The sequence below is a fragment of the Haloferax marinum genome, from assembly GCF_009674625.1.
GTDB lineage: Archaea > Halobacteriota > Halobacteria > Halobacteriales > Haloferacaceae > Haloferax > Haloferax marinum.
In genome coordinates, this window is sequence record NZ_WKJQ01000001.1 from 258,337 (window position 1) to 277,826 (window position 19,490).

Genomic DNA, 19,490 nt, shown 5'->3' on the forward strand with positions numbered 1-19,490 from the left:
GCCTGCTTTTTCGGCTTACTGGAACGGCCTGCTTTTTCGGCTTACGGGTAGAGACCGTCGCCGCGGAACCCCTCGAGGTAGCGTCTGACGATACCGTTGAGTGGTTTCGTTTCTTCGGTCATCAGGTCGTGGCCGACGCCCCTGAACAGCGCTAGCGTCGAGTCGTCGATGCCGTCTTTCAGTTCGCGGAGTCTGGGTTCGGGGAACAGTCGGTCTGCGTCGCCTGCGGCGACGAGCGTCGGTGTAGAGATGTCGCCCAGAACGTCTCGACTGTCGTGTTCGAGACACGCCGTACAAGAGACGACGACGTCAGCGGGAACTGCCGGCCGTAAATCGGTGAACCGTCCTGCGAATTCGACGAGAGGGGGAACGACTGTCTGGCCGGCGCCAGTCGCTGCCTCGCGGACGGTGTCTGCGAGTACGTCGGTCCACTTTCCTTTCCCCGCCCAGTTTCGCCACTGTTTGATGACGTTCTCTCCGTGTCCCCCGAGTCGAGACCCTGCGGAGACGATGGCGACGGACCCGACGTAGTCTGCATAGTCGGCGGCGAGATACTGGGCGATGAGGCCACCCATCGACACGCCGACGACGTCTACGGGCCACAGCTCTTGCTCGTCGATAACTGTCGCGTACCCAGCGGCCATGTCACGAGTCGAAGAACCGACGGGGATGTGGCGGCGGCGGCCGACGACCCAGACGTCTCTGTCGGCGAACTCGGGGAAGAGTCCCGTGAGCATCATCGCCGTACTTCGTTTGGGGGCACCACGTTGGAAGGCGTCGGAGAGGCCGGGAACGACCAATAGCGGGTCACCGTCGGTGTCACCGAACCGGTAGTAGGGTCGGTTGCCACCGAGCATGCCGTAGTCGAGGTCCATGTCTCGATAGACGGTTCGGTGTGGCAAAACCGTTCTGTCTGTTTACAGCTTCTGCGGAGAGAAACCGGAGCGTCGAGACCGGCGTCGTGGCCTCAGACCTGGGTTGGGTCGTCGATGACGACTGGGATACCGCGCCGTGCGACGTCGACGACGAACGCGTCCTCGTCTGCTTCGAGGAGGGGAATCGTGTCGTAGTGAATCGGGAGCACGAGGTCGGGGTCCAGCGTCTCGGCCAACTCGGCGGCCTCGTGGCGGTCCATCACGACGGTCCCGCCGATGTTGGCGAGGAACAGCGACACTTCGAGGTGTTCGAAGCCTTCCAGTGCGTCCGAATCGCCGGGCCAGAAGACTGTCCGGTCACCGATGGAGATGTGGTAGGCACACCCCAGGCCGCGCGGGTGGTGGGGTTCACCGTTCTCTCGAACGTGCGGTCCGTCAGGCTCGTTGAACGCAGGGAGCGTCCACACGTCCGCCTCACCGACCGTCAGGAAGTCCTCCTCACCGACGCGAACCGTCTCGTACGGGAGGTCTTCGACCGGTGTTACGTCTCGGTCGATGTTCGCGGCGTCGACACCCTCGAACGCGACGACGGTGGCGTCCTGGTCGGCCACCTGCTCGATTGCGTCCGAGTCGTAGTGGTGGTCGTGGGTGACCAAAATCAGGTCGCCGTCGCGGGCGTAGTAGTCGTCGAGGACGCCGTACCGTCCGGGGTCGAAGTAGACGACGAAGCCGTCGGGTGACTCGATGCGAACCGTCGCGTAGCCGAGCCACGAGACCGAGAGTCCGTCGTGTTTGATGCTCATAGTCGACAGGTGGGCCTACCGGATGAAAAACGCGACTACTGCGAGCCATAGTTGCTCGTTACGTCCAGCAGTGGACGACCCGTCTACCTACTGTGACGCAGCCAATCGCTCCACGCGTTCGAGCGTGTCGGCCGTCTCGGCAGTCTTGTCTTCGCGGACCGAGACGAACCGTGGGAACCGAAGTGCGTACCCCGAAGAGTAGGTCGGCGACTGCTGAATCTCCTCGTAGCCAACTTCGAAGACCACCGAGGGCCGAACGTCGACCTCTTGGCCGGATTCGCGCTCGATTTCGGGTTCGAGCAGGTCGGTGAGTTCGACGAGTTGGTCGTCGGTGATTCCCGTGGCAACTTTGCCGATGGTCTCGAACCCGTCGCTTCCGGACTGGTCTTCGACACGGGCCGAAAGCAGGAACGTGCCGAGGAACTTCGCTCGCCGGCCTTCGCCCCACTCCGCGCCGGTGACGACGAGGTCGAGGGTCTCGACGTCCGGTTTGCGTTTCAGCCAGTTCTTTCCGCGGTCGCCGGGTGAGTACGGCGCAACTGGGTTTTTCAGCATGATTCCCTCGTGGCCAGCGTCGAGGACATCGGCCTCGTATGCGGCGATTTCGTCGGCGTCGTCGGAGAGGAGTACGTCGGAGACGGCGTCTGAGTCCTGACCGAGGAGAGACGACAGTCGGTCGTGGCGCGTGGTGAGGGGTTCGGTCAACAGGTCGTCGCCATCGGCGTGGAGACAGTCGAACGCCCGAAGCTCGACGCGAACTTCCTCGCGCATCCGACCCACGTCGTGTTTTCGGCGGAATCGCCTGAGAATCTCCTGGAACGGGAGTGGTTCACCGTCGTCGTCCATCGCGACGACTTCGCCGTCCAGAATGACTGGCACCGCGACTGTCTCTTCGACGAACTCGACGACTTCGGGAAGCGCACCCGTCACGTCCTCCATATTGCGCGAAAAGAGCGACACGTCGCCCGATTCGTCGTGATGGACTTGGACACGAGCACCGTCGAACTTCGTCTCGACCGCCGCAGTGCCCCACTCGTCGAGCGCGTCGGCGGCGGTGCCTGCCTGTGCGAGCATGGCTTGAACCGGTCGGCCGACTTCGAGTCGGACCTCGTCGAGACCCGACTCACCCTCGTCGCGGGTGACTGCTGCGACCATCCCGTAGTCGTTCGAGACCTGCAGGGCGCGAGCGACGCTTGCAATCGCGTCGTCACGGCGTTCACGGGCCGCCGCTTCGGTTTTGGAGTCGACGTCGTCGTCGCGGATTGCGGCCGCGTCTTCGGGTGACACGAGGAACGCTTCTGCGATTGCGTCACGGACGCTCCCTTCGCCGACGCCGATGCGCATCTCTGAGAGGACGAGTCGCGCGAGGAATCTCGCTTCCTCGGGGTCGGTTCGGTTGAACAGGCCGTAGAGCGTCTTGAGCTTCGTCTCTTCGCTCCCCGACCCGGAAGCGGCGGCGACCGACCGAAGTTCCGAATCGACTTCGGTGACCGTCAGGCCGTCTTGGCCGCCGTTTCCGAAGGCAGCGAGCCCTCGCTGGCCGCCGAAATCGTAACTCTCGGCGACGGCCCCGATTTCTCCGAGGTCTGCGAGTCGGTCTTCGACGTCGGCGGCAGAGACGTTCGTCCCAGCGGCACGGGCAATCGCCTCGTGGCAGAGGCGAGGGCCGATGTCGAGCGTGGTCGAGTCCCACGCCGGGAAGACACGTCCTTGGACGAATCGAGCGACCGTCGAGAGGTCGTCGCCCGAGTCGCGAAACAGGGCCGCGAGGAGCGAGACGACGGCGAGGTCGGCGCTCTCTGATTCTATCTCGGCGGCGCGGGCGGCGAACTCGTCGAACTGCATCGAGCGTGCATTTCCCCGCCCGAGGCAAAAGCGGTTCGACAGTCGTCGGGGGTGTGATTCGCTGTCGAACGGCCGCTCTGCCGGGACGTTCAAGGGTCTCGACGCTCGAACGGCGTGTATGAGCGACGACCTCGCAGAGCGCGTCGAAGACGTGCTCGCGGTCGACGCGGCCGAGTTCGAAGCACAGGCGAAAGCCGACGCCGAGGTACTCAAGCGCGAACTGCGTGAGGGTACCTTCGACAACCACCAGTCTATCGTCGGACTGGAGTACGAGTTCTACGCCGTCTCGGACGGCCGGTGGTCCGCGAGCGAAGACGACGTCCACGCGCTCATGCGGGTGCCCCGTCGGATGCTCGGACTCATGGGATTCGAGAAGGAGTTGGGTCTCCACAACGCCGAGATGACGACGAGTCCGCAACCGTTGAACCCGCACGGGCTCCGCGCACAGGAATCCGAGGTTCGCGCCCGTCTCGAAGCGGCGCTCGATTGTGCCGCCGCCGAGGGGATACGCCTCGTCTCGGACGGGATGTGGACGATTCCTCCGGCAGGCGAGACGGCCGGTGAGTATCTCACAGACTCCATCAGAGACGACGGCGTCCGCCTCGCGACGAACATGAGCGACTCCGTTCGCTATCACGCGATGGCGAACGGGCCGACTGCGCCACCGTCGTTTACTCTCGAGGCCCCACACGTCTCTCTCGAAGCGGACACGGTGATGCCCGAGGCACTCATCACGTCGATTCAACCGCACTACCAGGTGCCGCAGGCCGAAGACCTCCCACACTTCTTCAACTACGCCCTCCGTGTCGCCGGGCCACTCCTCGCGCTCGGCGTCAACTCGCCGTTCTTCCCGGCGGACCTCTACGACGACGACGCGACGCCGACGGAGATACTCGACGACGGGTGGGACGAACACCGAATCGCCGTCTTCGAGTCGGTCCTCAACTCCGGTGACCACGAGAAGGTGACGTTCCCCGAGGACCTCGACACGGTCGAAGACGCCGTCGAACGCGTCGTCACCGACTCGACGATGGTGCCGATGTCTGTCGGACGCGGTGACCGATTCGACGACCAGTTCGCCACGCTTCGCCGGAAACACGGCACCTACTGGCGGTGGGTCCGTCCGGTCTTCGACGGCGCGAGTCGGTCGTCTGCCAACGCACGAATCGAGTTCCGCCCAATCGCCGGCCAACCGACCGTCCGCGACTCCGTCGCGTTCCAAGCGGCCTTCGCGGGTCTGATGGAACGACTCCCGCGGCAGGACCACCCAGTCATCGACCTCGACTGGTCCACTGCGAACGAGAACTTCTACACGGCGATGCGCGAGGGCCCCCACGGCGACATCGCGTGGGTCGATATCGACGGCGACGAGGTGTCGGGTGCGGAACTCTACGAAGACCTCCTCGTCCACGCCCGTGACGGTCTGCGAGTCGCTGGCTGTACCGAACAAGAGGCGAACTACTACCTCGAACCCCTCCGGCAGCGCGTCGAGACCGGTGTGACCCCCGCCGACTGGAAGCGCGAACGGGTTCGGGAGGCCCTCGATGCTGGTGCTGACTTCGAGACGGCACTCCAACAGATGCAGCGTGAATACGTCGAACAGCAGTCAGAGACGCTCCTCGAAGGCGAGTTCGCAGACTGGTTCTGAGGCGGCGGAGAGACCCACCCCTCACACGTTTCGGCTACTCGACGGGTGCGAAGTACGCGTCGTCGTACATCGTGTGCGTAATCTCTTCGAGTGTTCCGGAGTCGCAACTGTCGCACTGTGTCTGGGTCTCGGGGTGCGCGTAGACGGTGTCGCACCGGACGCAAGCGAAGAATCTCAATCCAAGCACGAACGGGGTTCGTGGTCGGAGAGCATAAACTGGACTCTGAAGGAGTCCTGCAGGTACCGGTCACAGAAAGCGGAGAGAAACCGAGAGGTGCCTTATTCGAGGCCTTCGAAGTTCTGGTGGCGCTGGATGTCGACGCCGTCTTCGGTGACGACGGCGAGGTTGATACCGTTACCCGACGCGAGGTCACGCTCGACTGCCGCGCGGATGGCGTTCGTCGCGACCTGCTTTGCTTCGTCGACCGTCAGGCCGTCTTTGTACTCACGCTCGAGGACACCGAGGGCGTACTGACTGCCGGAGCCAGTGACGGTGTACTCCTCTTCGAGGACGGAGCCTGCGGGGTCGATGCTGTAGATGTGGCCGCCTTCTTCGTCGACGCCGCCGAGGATGGGCTGGACGATGTAGAAACCGCCCGAGCGGAGGAAGTTGCCCACGAGCGTCGAGAGGGCCTTCATGCTCATGTCTTCGCCGCGGCGGGCCTCGTAGAGGCGAACTTCCGCGCGCAGGGAACTGATGAGCGACTGGGCCGCCGAGACGGACCCGGCGATGGTCAGTGCACCCGTCGGGTGAATCTCTTCGACCTTCTGGACGTCCTTCGAAGAGACCATGTAGCCCATGCTTGCGCGCATGTCGGTCGCGAGGACGACGCCTTCGTCGGTTTTGATACCGACCGTCGTGGTTCCGGTCTTCGTCTCTTTGTCACCGAGTGATTCGGCGCGTCGCTCGGCGTGTGGGAACTCGCCGAGTTCGGGGCCGAACACGTTCGAGTGGTCGCCGGTGAGCGAGTCGAGACGGCCAGAGAACTCGTCGTGAGTCGGGGTACGCATTATCTGCGATTGCACTTCGGCGCTGATAAATGCAACCCTTCACCTGTCCATTGCCGGTGTTGCGGTGTCTGACGCCCGTCATCGGCGCAGTCGCTCCGGGAGGGCGAGTCCGTCAAAAAGTGGCGTATGACCCAGGTTAGCGGGTCGCAGCGCGTTCGTATGCGTTTCCGGTCGTCTCGATGAGACGGTGGATTGGGAGGGTCACGCCCATCCGGCGGGCAGCGAGTGCAATCGGCAACATAGCGATGCCAGTTGCCACTGACAGCTGGTAGGCGGCTAGCAGGACGTTCTTCTTCAAGCGGTGGATCATTACCGTTGTCCTCAGTTGGGTGTCGAGCGATGCCTGGTTATAAACTTTCCCACCTGGGTGAAATACCGCCCCGACGCCGTCTGCCAATTCAACTGGACTTGTACAATGTCCAATACGTACGACTACTCCACGTGGGTAGTGCGTGATGACTCTGGACAATTCCCATAAGTTATGTGGATAATATGGGTTGCATGCGCAGGAGGTGCGCGCTCGCGCTCGATTTCTGGAGTGTCACTGTCGGGTGACGGTGGCAGAAATCGACCCGTCTGCGAACACGAGAGAACGACCACGGGTGTAACTCTCTACCACTGGCCCGCGCGAACCACAAGACACGAAACCCCACCGGCACGTAACGACTGTATGAGCAACTATCTCGTCGCGATGGAGGCGGCCTGGTTAGTACGGGACGTCGAGGACATCGACGACGCCATTGGCGTCGCCGTCAGCGAGGCCGGCAAGCGACTCAACGAAAAAGACAAAGAGTACGTCGAAGTCGAAGTCGGCGCAACGCCGTGTCCGGCCTGTGGCGAACCGTTCGACTCCGCGTTCATCGCGGCCAACACGGCACTCGTCGGACTGCTCCTCGAAATCAAGATTTTCAACGCAGACGGCGAGAAACACGCCTCGCGCATCGCAAAGAGCGAAGTCGGCGGCGCACTCCGTGACGTCCCACTCGACGTCATCGACATCAGGGAGTTCGAATCCGACGAAGACGCCTGAACGACCAGAACCTTTTTTCATAACCCTGGGTTATCCTTCGGCATGGAACTCCCCACGCCGCAGGACCTCCGAGAACGGCGCAAATCACTGGAACTGACGCAAAGTAAACTGGCAGATATGGCTGGTGTCTCCCAACCACTCATCGCCCGCATCGAGGGTGGAGACGTAGACCCGCGTCTCTCGACGCTCCGACGCATCGTCGAAGCACTCGACGAAGCAGAGGGCCGCATCGTCCGCGCAGAAGACATCATGAACACGAACGTTCGGAGCGTCGCTCCCGACAACTCCGTCCTCGAAGCGCGCGACATGATGCTCGACGCGGGCTTCTCGCAGTTGCCAGTCATCGAAAACGGCCGGCCACTCGGCATTATCTCGAACGCAGACATCCGGCACGTTCAGGAAGACAACGTCGCAGAGCGCCCCGTCAACGAAGTGATGTCCGAGAGTATCACGACGGTCGAACCGGAGACGACGCTCGACGAAGTTGGCGTCTACCTCGACCACAACTCCGCGATTCTCGTCGTCGAAGGCGGCGAGACGGTCGGTATCATCACGGAAGCGGACATCGCTGCACACATCTAACGACGCCAGACTGCGCTATCGACGGCGGACGACGAGGGGAGTCGCTCCGTCCGGTTGGGTCGTCATCTCGGGTGTGATTTCGAGTGGCTCGTCACTACCCCACTCGAGTTCGAACTCCCGGAGGACCGTCGCGAGAACGATTTTTGCTTCGGTGAGCGCGAACGACCGTCCCAGACAACTCCGTGGTCCTGCACCAAAGGGGATGTACGCGTAGGTGGGCCGGTCACTGTCTTCGGCCCAGCGCGCTGGTCGGAACGTGAGCGGGTCGTCGTACCAACGCTCGTCGCGATGGACGTGGATAATCGACAGATGGACGTCTGTCCCTGGGGGAATCGTTCGCGCCCCGGCCGAGAATGGTTCGGCCGTTTCACGAGGAATCGTGTGGACGGGTGGGTACAGTCGAAGTGACTCTTTGAGTACTCGTTCGAGTGTCGAGAGTCGGTCGAGTTCTTCAGCAGTCACCGGACCACCGTCGACCACGTCGTCGACCTCGGCGGTGGCTGTCTCGCATATCTCTGGGTGCGTCGCCAACAGATACAACGTGTAGGTGAGCGCCAGCGCTGTCGTCTCGTGGCCGGCAAATATCATCCCGATGAGTTGGTTCTCCATCGATTCGACGGTCTGTGGGTACTCGCTCCCTAACGCGTCGGCGAGTCTGGACGCGAGACTCCCTTCGTTCGCTGTTTCGACGAGGTCTCTAACCGTTTCGCGAAGAAGGTCGTCGGCCCGTTCGAATCGTCGTCGATTCGGCGTCGGAACCCACTCCGGAAGCACCCACGACGCCGGGGCGAACCGTCCGTTGAGGCCGTCGGCGGCACTCCGTACTCGGTCGTCGCCACCGAGTTCGAGTTCGCGCCCGAGAATCGTCGCGAAGATGACGTCGAGTGTGAGGTCTTTCATCTGAGATTCGAGTGAGACCGTTCCGGAGTCTGGCCACTCACCCAGACGCCGCTCGACTTGTTCGCTGATTTCGGTCGCGTACGTGTCGACTCGGTCCCAGCGGAAGAATGGGTCGAGCGCTGTTCGTTGGTTTCGCCACTCCTCTCCTTCGGCGGCAGTGACCGCGTCGCCAAAGGCCGCCGAAAACTCGTCTCCCTTTCTCATGGCGTCTCGGTCGCTGACCAGCGCTCGTTCGAAGTGGTCCGGGTGTGCGAGAACGTACAACTCGTCCATCCCCAGTACGTCGAGACCGACGGCGTCGTCGACGCCGTGGTCTGCCAAGAGGTCGGCAACGAACCCGAACGGGTCGGCCGCGAACCCGATGGTGTGCCCGAAGACGGGTAGTCCATCGGGCGTCGGTGGTCGTCGTGTCACAGTACGACTACGAAGAACGGCCGTGATGAATGGTTCGTTTCGTTACAGTTCGAGGCCGCGAATCGAAACGCCCGCTCCGGATTCGACGTGGCCGACGATGCGGCCGTCGGTCGCGTCGACGAGTGCCTCGGCGTTCTCCTCGGGGACGGCGGCGACGAACCCGGTGCCCATGTTGAACGTCTTGTGCATCTCCTCGTCGGAGACGCCGCCACGTTCCTGGATGAACTCGAAGACTGCCTGCGGGTCGAACGCGTCGTCGACGACGTAGCGGAACTCACCCATCCGTTCGAGGTTGGTCCACCCGCCACCTGTCACGTGGGCCGCCGCGTTGGTCTCTGCAGCGCGGAGGTCGTCGAGGAGGTAGGTGTAGATTCGCGTCGGTTCGAGGAGGGCCTGCCCGACTGTCTCGTACTCTTCGCCCTCCCACTCGTCGTCGTAGTCGCCGTCGGACGTCGCGGCCTTCCGGGCGAGTGTCAGTCCGTTCGAGTGGATACCCGACGAGGGGAATCCGACGAGCACGTCTCCCGGTTCTGCCTCGCCGGGGAAGATTGCGTCTTTCTTCGCGAGTCCAGCACAGGTTCCGGCGAGGTCGAGTCCGTTGATGACCTCGGGCATGACGGCGGTTTCACCGCCGACGAGTTCGATGTCTGCTTCCTCGGCACCCGCCGCGAGTCCCTGTCCAACCTGTTCGGCGAAGGTTTCGTCCGGCGCGTCGACTGCGAGGTAGTCTACGAACGCGACCGGGCGCACACCCGCGGCGACGAGGTCGTTTGCGTTCATCGCGATACAGTCGATACCGACCGTCGAGTAGTCGGAGAGCGCCTCCGCGACGAGGAGTTTCGTTCCGACGCCGTCGGTCGCGAGTCCGAGATACCGGTCACCGATGTCGAGGAGACCGGCGTAATCGCCCGACCCGCCACCGACCTGTGCGACGAGCGCTGCGGTTGCGGCCTCACTCGCCTCGATATCGACACCGGCGTCGGCGTAGGTCATTCCCTCGGAGTCGTCTTTCGTCATGTTCGTGTACGAGATAGGCCGAAATATAAAATCACAGGGTCCAGATGACACACGTTCTCGCATACTTGCAGGTTTTCGGTCGTTCGACGGTGAGCCCACTGTCTCGACGCTTGTCGCGATGTCGAACTAGTGCCGCCGTGTTCACACCGCGCCCCAAACCGGTGTCGTCGACCCGACTTCCCACCGCAAAATCGGCAGTAGTAGATGATTGTTGACATATTTGGGTAAAAAGTCTAAGAACCGTCTATGAATGGTCTAGTGCGTTCTAAGCCGTTTATAAAAGGTTTCAAAGAGGTCCTAACCCGGTTTTTTGCCCCGGTAAAGAGTTGGAAAAGCAAGCGAATTCACCGTAACGCTCGGCCCGTTATATGATGGTCCCAGTAGTACAGATGAGTGACGATGTCCGGAATCCCCTCCACCCCCGATTCGATCGCAAACGACCTCGCGTCGGCAGTCGGTCGGTTCGCGTTCGAACCGCTCGAAACCGTCGCCTTCTGGTCGGCGGTTGCCCTCCCTCTCGCGTACCTTCCCATGCTCGCTAACGGTCTGACCGCTTCGAACCTGCCCCTGTTCGTCGGACTGTTGGCCTTGCACGCGACTGCTCTGGTCCTCGGCCGTGGTCACGGCCAGGACTGACTGCAACTCCCACGTACCTGCCCCACCCTGCCCGAACCGGCTTCGTCACGGTCCCCCCACTGACGCTCTGTGCGTCGATTCGGTCTCATCACAGTACCAGTATCAGTCGATTCTCTCACGGCATCTTCGTCCCAGCTCCAGTTCCAGTCCCAACTCCATCTCTCGTCGACTCAAGTTCTATCGGAGTTCCTCACGTGCGGTGTGAGAATCCGTGAGACGGTGTGGCCGAGACGGCCCACCGAGACGCTCAGAACCCGACGAAGAGGAGCAACCCAGCCGTCAGAAGAATCGAGAGCACGAGCACACCGGCGAAGACCGGTGTACTCCACGCTTTGACCGTTCGGCCGTCGAGCGAGGCGAACGGCAACATGTTGAACGCCGCGAGGAACGCGTTGATGACGAGTCCGCGGGCACCGATGAGTTCGAGGACGCCCGACCCGAGGACGACGCCTGCGACGAACAGCGGCGCGAACGCGACGAGGAGAAGCAGGTTCGTTACTGGCCCAGCGAGTGCGATGAGACCGTGTTCACGGTCCGTGAGCATCCCTCGGTGGTACACTGCGCCGGGGGCGGCGAAGATGAACCCGACGAGAGCACTCATGATGGCGACACCGAGCATCCCGTAGTCGGCGCGAAACTCCGCGATCTGTCCGAACCGAACTGCGACGACTTTGTGTGCGACTTCGTGGAGGAGGAAGCCGACACCCGCCGTGAGAAGGCTCACGACGAGTGCGAGGACGAACGTCCCGTTTGCGAGCGACGCGAGAGCGCGCTGGCCGCCACCGGCGAAGAAGATGGCAAACGCCACACCGAGAGCGAGCCAGGCGACGCCGAGGTCACGAAGCTCACGTGAGGAAAAGGAGATGTTCACGTGAGCGTCCTCCAGATGAGGTCGGCGCTGTTCGTCGCGCCTTCGAGCATCAGGTTCGTGACGCCGGTGACACCGCCGAGGTCTGCCGCGATGACCGGGAGGACGTACGTGACGAAGAGGAAACTCGCGATGATGCTCCCGATGTTCGTCATCGCCACGACCATGATGAGTTTGAACAACGGCACGTCGAACAGTTGGCCGACGAGCTCGGCGATTGGCGTCTCCTCGTCGGAGAGAATCTTGTTGAGTTTCCCGATGTCACCGACGTTGACCGGCGTGTGTCGGAGCTCGACGTATCCGGTGAACCACCCCGGCGCGAGAAGCGGGTTGATAGAGGTCATCCACGCGACGAGACCACCGACGAGGGCGGACGTCCACCGAGCGCCGGCGACTTTCGCGAGACCGGCCGCGAAGACACCGTTGATGAGGAACCACGCGGCGAAGATGGTCAGCAGTCGTTCGTTTCCGACGCCTGCCATCGCCAAGAGGACGAAGAAACCGACGAACACTGCGGTGATGCCGAACCCGACGAGTTTCCCCCACGGGAAGCCATCTTTCTCTGCGACACCGACGAGTGACTCCATGGGCGGGAGCGTCTCGGGGTGTTCGAGATAGTTCTCGATACCGGCTTTGTGGCCCGCGCCGACGACGGCGACGACCGACTGCCCGGTCTGTCGAAGTGCGACCAGTTGGTGAGCGATGTAGGCGTCGCGCTCGTCGATGAGTGCCTCTGCACCACCGGGACTGAACCGGCGGAACTCTTCCATCATCGCGGTCACGACGTCGCCGTCGGTCAGGTCGGCCATGTCGAACTCTTCGACGTCAGTCCCTTCTGGAGGCGAAAACAGGCCGACTGCGTTGAGGACGGACCCCACGGCGACGCCAACGGTCGCGCCGGCGAGGATTCCGACGACGAGACTCCCGACGATAGCCGTCCCCAGTCCGCCGAGAACTGACGTGACGAGGCCGGTTCCGTATCCGAGTCCGAAGCCACCGACGAGACCGATAGCAGCGCCTCCGCCCAACCCCGCGACGAGTGCGTCGTCACCATCGAGCGAGAACGACGCAATCGTGTACAGGAGGTACGCGGCGGCAGCCCCGACGATTGCACCGGTCGAAACACGAGTCAAGAAGACGTCGGAGATACCGACCACGTCGCCGTAGAGGCCGACGAGCGGGCCGAGGAAGACACCGACTGCGATTCCAGCGATGGCACCGACGCCGCGCGCGTCGGCGACACCGAACGCGAGGTCACCGACCATGCGCAACTTCTCGAGTGTCCCCATCCGACGCCAGAAGCGCTGGATGGTCGTCTGGATGTCACGGTCGACGAGTGCGACGTCGAGACCTTCTTCTTCTGCCGTCTCGACGGCGGCGAGCATGTCCGCACCGGGCTTTACGTCGAACTGCTCTCCGAGTCTCGACTGGACGTACGAGAGCATCCAGTAGGCGATAAACTGGAAGACGGTGTTCCCGCGAAGCAGGTCGCGCGCTTCGATGTCGTCGGGGGTGCCGCCTTTCAGTTGTCGGTATCGACCCTCGTCGAGTTCGACCGCGACAACGTCTGGGCGTTCGGATTTGACGGTCTCTTCGACCTCTCGTACGCTGTCGGCCGAGACGTGGGCCGTCCCGACGACGTGGACGTGACCCTCGCCGGGCGACGAATCGTTCATCGCCGGGTTTACCGGCCCACGGTTTTTATCCGTGTCGGCATCTCCCACGAACTATGCAGGATTTCGATGCGCACACACCCACCGCTGCTCACGAGATGGCAGTAGACTGTCTCCAAGCAGGCGTCGAGGCGGTTCTCCCCGAACGCGTCGTCTACGAGTCACTCTCGCTCGACGGGGACCTCCTCTCTGTTGCGGGTGCGACCTACGACCTCACGGCGTACGACCGAATCCTCGTCGTCGGTGGTGGAAAAGCCGGTGACGGTGTCGCTGACGCCCTCGAAGCAATCCTCGGTGACCGAATCGACGCTGGCGTCGTCGTCACACCGAACCCTGGTGAGGGCACCCACGTCGAGCGCCTCCCCGGCGACCACCCCGTCCCCTCGGAACGCGGTGTCGAGAGTACCCGACGCATCGTCGAACTCGTCTCGAACCTCGACGAACGGACGCTCGTCCTCGCTGCCATCACCGGCGGCGCGAGCGCGATTCTTCCCGCACCGGCCGACGGCATCTCGCTTTCGGACCTTCGGCAGACCACAGACGAGTTACTCGAAAGCGGTGCGGAGATTCACGAACTCAACGCGGTCAGAAAACATCTCTCGACGCTCAAGGGTGGTGGCCTCGCCCGACTCGCGTCGCCAGCGACGGTGGTCGGTCTCGTCCTCTCGGACGTCGTCGGCAACGACCTCGGCGTCATCGCCTCTGGACCGACCGCACCAGACGAGACGTACTACGACGACGCACTCGACGTCGTGGACCGATTCGACCTCGACGTACCGAAGTCTGTCAGAACGCGTCTCGCACGCGGGTCCGCAGGCGAGGTCTCAGAGACGCCCAAGCCCGGTGACGACGTGTTCGAACGTGTGGACAACCACGTCCTCGCCGATACGTTCACCGCGCTCGACGCCGCCCGTGACGTGGCCGACGAGCGAGGGTACGACTCGATTATCCTCTCCTCGCGCGTTCGCGGCGAGGCGCGCGAAGCGGCGAAGACACACGTCGCCGTCGCAGAGGAGGTTCTCGCGACTGGAAACCCCGTATCGTCGCCTTCGGTGATTCTCTCTGGTGGTGAGTGTACGGTCACCGTCAGAGGCGACGGCTCAGGCGGCCCGAACCTCGAGTTCTGTCTCGCGGCCTGTCCAGAACTCCCCGAAGACGTGGTCCTCGCGAGCATCGACAGCGACGGACTCGACGGCGGCACGGACGTCGCAGGTGCCATCGTGGATTCGTCGTCGGTCGACCAGCGAGACGCCCACACGGCGCTCGCGTCGAACGACGCACTGCCCGCTCTCGCGGACGCTGACGCGCTCGTCGAGACGGGACCGACCGGAACCAACGTCAACGACCTCCGTGTGTTGGTCGTCGGCGCAGGCGAGTGACGTGAGTCGCCCGCTCCCCGAGTGACGGTACGGACAACAAGTTTGTATCCTTCGGTGTAGTATCGCTTGTATATGGCAGGTTTGCTGCCCTCCGCCCCCGACACCTCCTCCGCAGACGAATCCTCGCCGCGGGTCATCGGCCTCGGTGACGACGAGGCGTCCGACCTCCTGTCGGCGCTGTCGTCTACGACTGCGCGGCTCGTTCTCGCCGAACTCCACGAGCAACCGACGAACGCCGCGGAACTGGCCGACCGAGTCGAGACGTCCCTCCAGAACGTCCAGTACCACCTCAGAAAACTCGAAGACGCGGGTCTCGTCGAAGTCATCGACACCGTCTACTCAGAGAAGGGCCGGGAGATGAAAGTGTACGCCCCCTCCGACAGACCACTCGTCGTCGTCGCCGCAACCGAAGAAACTCGTTCGGGTGTCGCGAGCATCTTGAGTAGTCTGCTCGGTGGGGTCGCCGTCCTTGGACTCCTCGCCGCGTTGGTCCAGTGGTTCGCGACGCGCGGATTCGGCGGTACGGGCGCGGGCGCACCCGTCGCAGACTCCGGCGGCGCGGAGGCCGAAGCGGTGTCGATGGCCGCCGAAGCGGCCCCGGCAGTCGCACAGGGAATCCCGCCCGGTCTCGCGTTCTTCGCGGGTGGACTCGTCATCCTCCTCGCCATCGCAGTTATCCAACTGTCCCGTCGCTGAGTGGTCTCCCTCAGAGCGGTTCTCGTTCGTTACTAGTCGTTGGGGTAACTATTCGTACTCAGCGAAACTACAGTGTAGCATGAAACACCGTGCCGTGGTCCGTGGTATCGGGGTCGGTGTCGGTGAGGACGGGTCGAACGTCCCCGCAGTCATCCTCGAAGCACGTGACGAACTCCTTCCGATAGTTATCACGTCGGACCAGGCCCAAGCGATTCAGCTCGGCCTCTCTGGCGAGAAGTTCGAGCGTCCGCTGACGCACGATTTACTCGTGGAGATGGTCACCGAGTTCGGCGGTGCAATCGACAGCATCCGTATCGACGACATCTCCAACGGAACGTTCTACGCGAAGGTCGACGCCGAACGATACACCGACGGTGAGGCCCAGACGTTCGTCTTCGACGCTCGCCCGAGTGACGCCATCTCGCTCGCGATTCGTGTCGACTGCCCCATCCTCGTCTCCGATGGCGTACTCGACGTTGCGGGCCAATCTCCCGAAGCGTTCGACGTGGACGCCGACGAGTAGTTCACTTCGGGTCGGGTCCTACGATTTCAAGCCCCTTCGGTTCGACGCCTCTCGCATGAGCGAATCCACCGCCACGCTCGCGGAGTCGCGCACCGAGATGACCGAACTGCTCCTTCCCAACGACACCAACAACCTCGGCCGCGCCCTCGGTGGGGCCGTCCTCCACTGGATGGACATCTGCGGTGCGATTGCAGCGATGCGGTTTTCGAACCGACAGTGCGTCACCGCGTCGATGGACCACGTCGATTTCATCAGCGCTATCGACCTGGGCGAGGTTGCGGTCATGGAGGCGTACGTCTTCAACGTCGGACGAACGAGCATCGACGTGAAAGTCGACGTCCACGCGGAGAACCCGAAGACCGACGAAGTACGCAAGACGACCACCTCGTTCCTGACGTTCGTCGCGCTCGACGAGGAGGGAACACCGACGCCCGTTCCCCGTCTCGACTGCCCGACTGCCGAAGAAGAAGCACTCCGCGAGGAGGCCGTCGAGGCCCGCGCCGACCAGTTAGAGTCCGTCATCGAGCGGATGGAGCAGTAACGGCAGGGAGACTGAACCGCAATCCACCGGCTAACCCTTATCCGGGAAGACGACACACTCTCTCGTATGCTCGACGTTTCAGTCCCCGACCCGCCGTCGCTTCCGAAGGTCGACCCAAACCAGTACGAAGACGCACAGGTGGCAGTCGACGCCGACTTCAAGCGAACCGAACTCGAGGAGTTCCTCGAAGCGGGAGCGTGGACCGAGGCGTTCGAAGCGTGGGCCCAAGAGACGCCCGTCACCGACGAGCAGTGGCAGGTTGTCCTCGAACTCGACTTGCTGACGTACTTCGATTTCTTCTGGGACGACTTCGCCGACAGAGTGGGCTATCACGCACCGGGCATCCCCGAAGACTGGAAGGAACGGCAGTTACACCCCAAACTGACCTCGTGGGGACAGGTGTCGTCGATAAATGCGGGCCTCACCGAACTCGGCCAGGTGGTGTGCGACGTGCTCAAAGACGAGTACATCGACTGGGAGTCGTCGTACGAAGCACCCGACGACCTGCCGGAGTTCGACTGAAGACGGGTGTCCGAACGGCCGGCGTTCGACCAGCGAAAGACTGCCACTGCGCGAGAGTTCTCTCCAGCCCTCGTCTCCTGAACAAAACCGGTGTCTCTGGGTGACACTCTGGAGACACTTGGGAGACAGCTGGCGACCTCTGGGTGAGATTTGGGAAAACCCTCAAATAGGCACTGACGAACACCCTGCTCGTCGATATGACGAACATAAAGCGCCGTCAGGTACTCCGTGGAATCGGTGGTGTCGCCATCATTGGTGGATTAGCAGGTTGCACAGGTGGAGACAGCTCCGGTGGTGGTGGGGCTGGAAACGAGACCCAGACCGACACCGGGATGGACACGACCACCTCGACGCCAACTCCCGAGTCGGAGATGGCGATGGTCCGTGTGGCCCACCTCTCACCCGACGCTCCCAACGTCGACGTCTACGTCGATGGGGCCGTAGCACTCACCGACGTCCCGTTCGGTGCAGTGAGTGACTACCTCTCGGTTGCCGTCGGCCCTCACTCGGTGAAGATTACCGCTGCAGGCGACGAGTCGACCGTCGCGTTCGAAGGCGACGTCGAAGTCGCCGAGGCGACGTACACAGTCGCCGCAGTCGGTGAACTCGGCGAAGAGACGTTCCAACCGCTCGTCCTCGAAGACGACGTGTCGATTCCAGACGCCGACGTGGCGCGAGTCCGCGTCGTCCACGCCTCTCCCGACGCCCCTGCAGTGGACATCACCGCAGGCGACCAGACGCTCTTCGATGGCGTCGAATTCACCCAGTCGGGAACCGTCGAGGTACCCGCCGACACCTACACGTTACAGGTCAGAGGCGACACCGAGACGAACGACGGCGACGCAGTCGCCGAGTTCGACCTCCAACTCGCCGGTGAAACGGTGTACACTGTCTTCGCCGCGGGATACCTCTCACCACCCGACGACGCCATGGACAAAGCCTTCCGTCCAATCGCCGTGGTCGACGCTGGCACGGGCGGCGGCGGTCTGTTAGACGTCTTCGTGCGCGCAGCGCACCTCTCGCCCGACGCACCCAACGTCGACGTGCTCGTCGACGGGGCGGCCGTCCTCACGGACGTCCCCTTCGGAGCGGTGAGCGACTACCTCTCGTTGGTCGCAGGAACGTATCAAGTGTCGATACAGGCGGCCGGAGACCCCGACACCGTGGTCTTCGACGAGGATCTCGAGCTCGACTCGGGCGCGTACACCGTCGCCGCAATCGGTGAACTCGAATCGGGCGCGGAGAACCCCTTCACCGTCACGATTCTCGAGGACGACCGTTCGGCACCCGCTGACGACACGTCCCGTATCCGCGTCTTCCACGCGTCTCCCGACGCGCCTGCAGTCGATGTGACCGTCAAGTCGACCGGCGATGCCATCGTCGATGGGGCGGCCTTCGGTGACACGGCGACGGTCGAAGTCCCCGCCGGTGAGTACACGCTCGAAATCCGCGGCGCGACTGACATGAACGACGGCGACGTCGTGGCCGAGTTCGACGTGGCACCCGAAGGTGGCCGTGCGTACACTGCCATCGCTCAGGGCTACCTGACGACGGACGACGAACCCACGGACGAGGGGTTCGACCTCCAAATCGTCGCGGACAACTAATCCCAACGGCACCCTCGGGCTCTCCGGCACCCTCCGGCCCTCTCACCGCCTAAACATCTCAACTGGCCGATGTGCTTAGGTCCGTCTCTCGCGTAGTACGGTGAGATGGAGGGAATCCTCTGGTACGTACTGACCGGCACGCGCGGTGGTGCAAACCGTATCAGAATCCTCCGTGAGCTTGCCGACCGTCCACGAAACGCCAACAGACTCGCAGAGGAGTTACGACTCGACTACAAGACGGTTCGGCATCACCTCGACGTTCTCGTCCAGAACGGGTTGGTCGAACACAGCGGAACTGGATACGGTGCGGTCTACCTCCCGTCCGGGCAGACGAGACAACACTGGGACACTATCGAACGAATAATCGCGCAGGTAAACGAATGAGCATACAGACGACGAGTGACGTGTCGAAGCGAGTGGAGCGACTGCGATGAGCATCTGGGTCGATATCGCCCGTCTCTCTGTCGGACTCAGTGCCGTCTTCCTCGTCGTCCTCCTCGGAATCTGGGGACGGAACCTCGTCACGTTCCGGTCGAAGCACGCACTCGGACTGGTCGTCTTCGGCTTCTTCCTCTTCGCACAGAGTCTCTTTGCACTCTACTACTACCTCGTCGACCCGACGCTCTCGGTCTGGTTCGCCACCGAGATGCCCGACGTCGCGTGGCAGGTGTTGATGGGCATCCACGTCCTCCAATCGGTCGCGCTCGGTGTCTTGCTGTGGGTGACGTGGGATTGAGCGTCATCGTACTTCGACTGTCGGAGTAAGCGTTAATGCCGATGCGACACTGTTTTCGACTACGATGCGACGCCACGTGACGACTGCGGCCATCCTATCTGAGGCCCGCCAGTCGCCCCTCTCTGTCGCCCAGTCGTCCATTATTGCGGGGCACTAGCCTCGCACCTCTCCTCACCCTGTTCTG

General features: G+C 62.8%; 22 protein-coding genes. 12 read left to right on the forward strand and 10 right to left on the reverse strand.

What is annotated here, in order from left to right; all coding sequences use genetic code 11:
• Nucleotides 1–41: 41 nt before the first annotated feature.
• From GJR99_RS01310 to ligA, 3 genes are all read right to left on the reverse strand, one after another.
• Complete coding sequence (locus GJR99_RS01310; protein WP_151108874.1) at nt 42–875, reverse strand: alpha/beta fold hydrolase; 834 nt, start codon at nt 873–875, stop codon at nt 42–44.
• 92 nt (nt 876–967) lie between these two features.
• Nucleotides 968–1,678 carry an MBL fold metallo-hydrolase gene (locus tag GJR99_RS01315; RefSeq protein ID WP_151108875.1) on the reverse strand — a complete coding sequence of 237 codons (711 nt, stop codon included), beginning with the start codon at nt 1,676–1,678 and terminating at the stop codon, nt 968–970.
• An 87-nt stretch (nt 1,679–1,765) separates the two neighbouring features.
• Nucleotides 1,766–3,523, reverse strand: coding sequence for an ATP-dependent DNA ligase LigA (gene ligA / locus GJR99_RS01320; RefSeq protein WP_151108876.1), 1,758 nt, complete (start codon nt 3,521–3,523; stop codon nt 1,766–1,768).
• 118 nt (nt 3,524–3,641) lie between these two features.
• Between ligA and GJR99_RS01325 the strand changes: the two genes are divergently transcribed.
• Nucleotides 3,642–5,171: a glutamate--cysteine ligase family protein gene (locus tag GJR99_RS01325; RefSeq protein ID WP_151108877.1), complete on the forward strand. Its 1,530-nt coding sequence runs from the start codon at nt 3,642–3,644 to the stop codon at nt 5,169–5,171.
• Nucleotides 5,172–5,205: 34 nt separating this feature from the next.
• Here GJR99_RS01325 and GJR99_RS01330 read toward each other — a convergent pair whose 3' ends face one another.
• The 3 genes from GJR99_RS01330 to GJR99_RS17335 form a co-directional block, all read right to left on the reverse strand.
• Nucleotides 5,206–5,358, reverse strand: a complete 153-nt coding sequence (locus GJR99_RS01330; protein ID WP_154325918.1) for a hypothetical protein — start codon at nt 5,356–5,358, stop codon at nt 5,206–5,208.
• A 92-nt stretch (nt 5,359–5,450) separates the two neighbouring features.
• The gene (psmB, locus tag GJR99_RS01335; protein WP_151108878.1) at nt 5,451–6,182 is read right to left on the reverse strand and encodes an archaeal proteasome endopeptidase complex subunit beta; all 732 of its coding nucleotides are present in this window, start codon (nt 6,180–6,182) and stop codon (nt 5,451–5,453) included.
• Between the two features lie 136 nt (nt 6,183–6,318).
• Entirely contained in the window at nt 6,319–6,492 is a 174-nt protein-coding gene (locus GJR99_RS17335) for a hypothetical protein (protein WP_191967050.1), read from the reverse strand.
• Between the two features lie 360 nt (nt 6,493–6,852).
• On the opposite strand from GJR99_RS17335, the gene GJR99_RS01340 reads away from it, so the two are divergent.
• Together GJR99_RS01340 and GJR99_RS01345 are read left to right on the forward strand one after the other, a co-directional pair.
• The gene (locus GJR99_RS01340) at nt 6,853–7,212 is read left to right on the forward strand and encodes a DUF555 domain-containing protein (protein WP_151108879.1); all 360 of its coding nucleotides are present in this window, start codon (nt 6,853–6,855) and stop codon (nt 7,210–7,212) included.
• 42 nt (nt 7,213–7,254) lie between these two features.
• Entirely contained in the window at nt 7,255–7,794 is a 540-nt protein-coding gene (locus tag GJR99_RS01345; RefSeq protein WP_151108880.1) for a CBS domain-containing protein, read from the forward strand.
• A 15-nt stretch (nt 7,795–7,809) separates the two neighbouring features.
• On the opposite strand, the gene GJR99_RS01350 is transcribed toward GJR99_RS01345, so the two are convergent.
• Both GJR99_RS01350 and purM read right to left on the reverse strand, forming a co-directional pair.
• Nucleotides 7,810–9,108 carry a cytochrome P450 gene (locus GJR99_RS01350; protein ID WP_151108881.1) on the reverse strand — a complete coding sequence of 433 codons (1,299 nt, stop codon included), beginning with the start codon at nt 9,106–9,108 and terminating at the stop codon, nt 7,810–7,812.
• Nucleotides 9,109–9,150: 42 nt separating this feature from the next.
• Nucleotides 9,151–10,125 (reverse strand): phosphoribosylformylglycinamidine cyclo-ligase, encoded by a 975-nt coding sequence (gene purM, locus GJR99_RS01355; RefSeq protein ID WP_151108882.1) that lies wholly within the window; start codon nt 10,123–10,125, stop codon nt 9,151–9,153.
• A gap of 399 nt (nt 10,126–10,524) precedes the next feature.
• Between purM and GJR99_RS01360 the strand changes: the two genes are divergently transcribed.
• Nucleotides 10,525–10,761, forward strand: coding sequence for a hypothetical protein (locus tag GJR99_RS01360; protein ID WP_151108883.1), 237 nt, complete (start codon nt 10,525–10,527; stop codon nt 10,759–10,761).
• A gap of 247 nt (nt 10,762–11,008) precedes the next feature.
• Here GJR99_RS01360 and GJR99_RS01365 read toward each other — a convergent pair whose 3' ends face one another.
• Complete coding sequence (locus GJR99_RS01365; protein ID WP_151108884.1) at nt 11,009–11,632, reverse strand: zinc metalloprotease; 624 nt, start codon at nt 11,630–11,632, stop codon at nt 11,009–11,011.
• Nucleotides 11,629–13,305, reverse strand: a complete 1,677-nt coding sequence (locus GJR99_RS01370; protein WP_151108885.1) for a TraB/GumN family protein — start codon at nt 13,303–13,305, stop codon at nt 11,629–11,631. The genes GJR99_RS01365 and GJR99_RS01370 overlap by 4 nt, the downstream gene beginning before the upstream one ends.
• A 53-nt stretch (nt 13,306–13,358) precedes the next feature.
• On the opposite strand from GJR99_RS01370, the gene GJR99_RS01375 reads away from it, so the two are divergent.
• From GJR99_RS01375 to GJR99_RS01410, 8 genes are all read left to right on the forward strand, one after another.
• Nucleotides 13,359–14,681, forward strand: a complete 1,323-nt coding sequence (locus GJR99_RS01375) for a glycerate kinase type-2 family protein (protein WP_151108886.1) — start codon at nt 13,359–13,361, stop codon at nt 14,679–14,681.
• A 72-nt stretch (nt 14,682–14,753) separates the two neighbouring features.
• Nucleotides 14,754–15,377, forward strand: a complete 624-nt coding sequence (locus GJR99_RS01380) for an ArsR/SmtB family transcription factor (protein WP_151108887.1) — start codon at nt 14,754–14,756, stop codon at nt 15,375–15,377.
• Nucleotides 15,378–15,456: 79 nt separating this feature from the next.
• Complete coding sequence (locus GJR99_RS01385; RefSeq protein ID WP_151108888.1) at nt 15,457–15,900, forward strand: bifunctional nuclease family protein; 444 nt, start codon at nt 15,457–15,459, stop codon at nt 15,898–15,900.
• 55 nt (nt 15,901–15,955) lie between these two features.
• Nucleotides 15,956–16,441: an acyl-CoA thioesterase gene (locus GJR99_RS01390; RefSeq protein ID WP_151108889.1), complete on the forward strand. Its 486-nt coding sequence runs from the start codon at nt 15,956–15,958 to the stop codon at nt 16,439–16,441.
• Nucleotides 16,442–16,507: 66 nt separating this feature from the next.
• On the forward strand, nt 16,508–16,963 hold the full coding sequence (locus tag GJR99_RS01395) for a hypothetical protein (protein ID WP_151108890.1): 456 nt from the start codon (nt 16,508–16,510) through the stop codon (nt 16,961–16,963).
• Nucleotides 16,964–17,160: 197 nt separating this feature from the next.
• The gene (locus GJR99_RS01400) at nt 17,161–18,570 is read left to right on the forward strand and encodes a DUF4397 domain-containing protein (RefSeq protein ID WP_151108891.1); all 1,410 of its coding nucleotides are present in this window, start codon (nt 17,161–17,163) and stop codon (nt 18,568–18,570) included.
• 105 nt (nt 18,571–18,675) lie between these two features.
• Nucleotides 18,676–18,954 carry an ArsR/SmtB family transcription factor gene (locus GJR99_RS01405; protein WP_151108892.1) on the forward strand — a complete coding sequence of 93 codons (279 nt, stop codon included), beginning with the start codon at nt 18,676–18,678 and terminating at the stop codon, nt 18,952–18,954.
• Nucleotides 18,955–19,000: 46 nt separating this feature from the next.
• Nucleotides 19,001–19,306 carry a hypothetical protein gene (locus tag GJR99_RS01410; protein ID WP_151108893.1) on the forward strand — a complete coding sequence of 102 codons (306 nt, stop codon included), beginning with the start codon at nt 19,001–19,003 and terminating at the stop codon, nt 19,304–19,306.
• Nucleotides 19,307–19,490 lie beyond the last annotated feature (184 nt).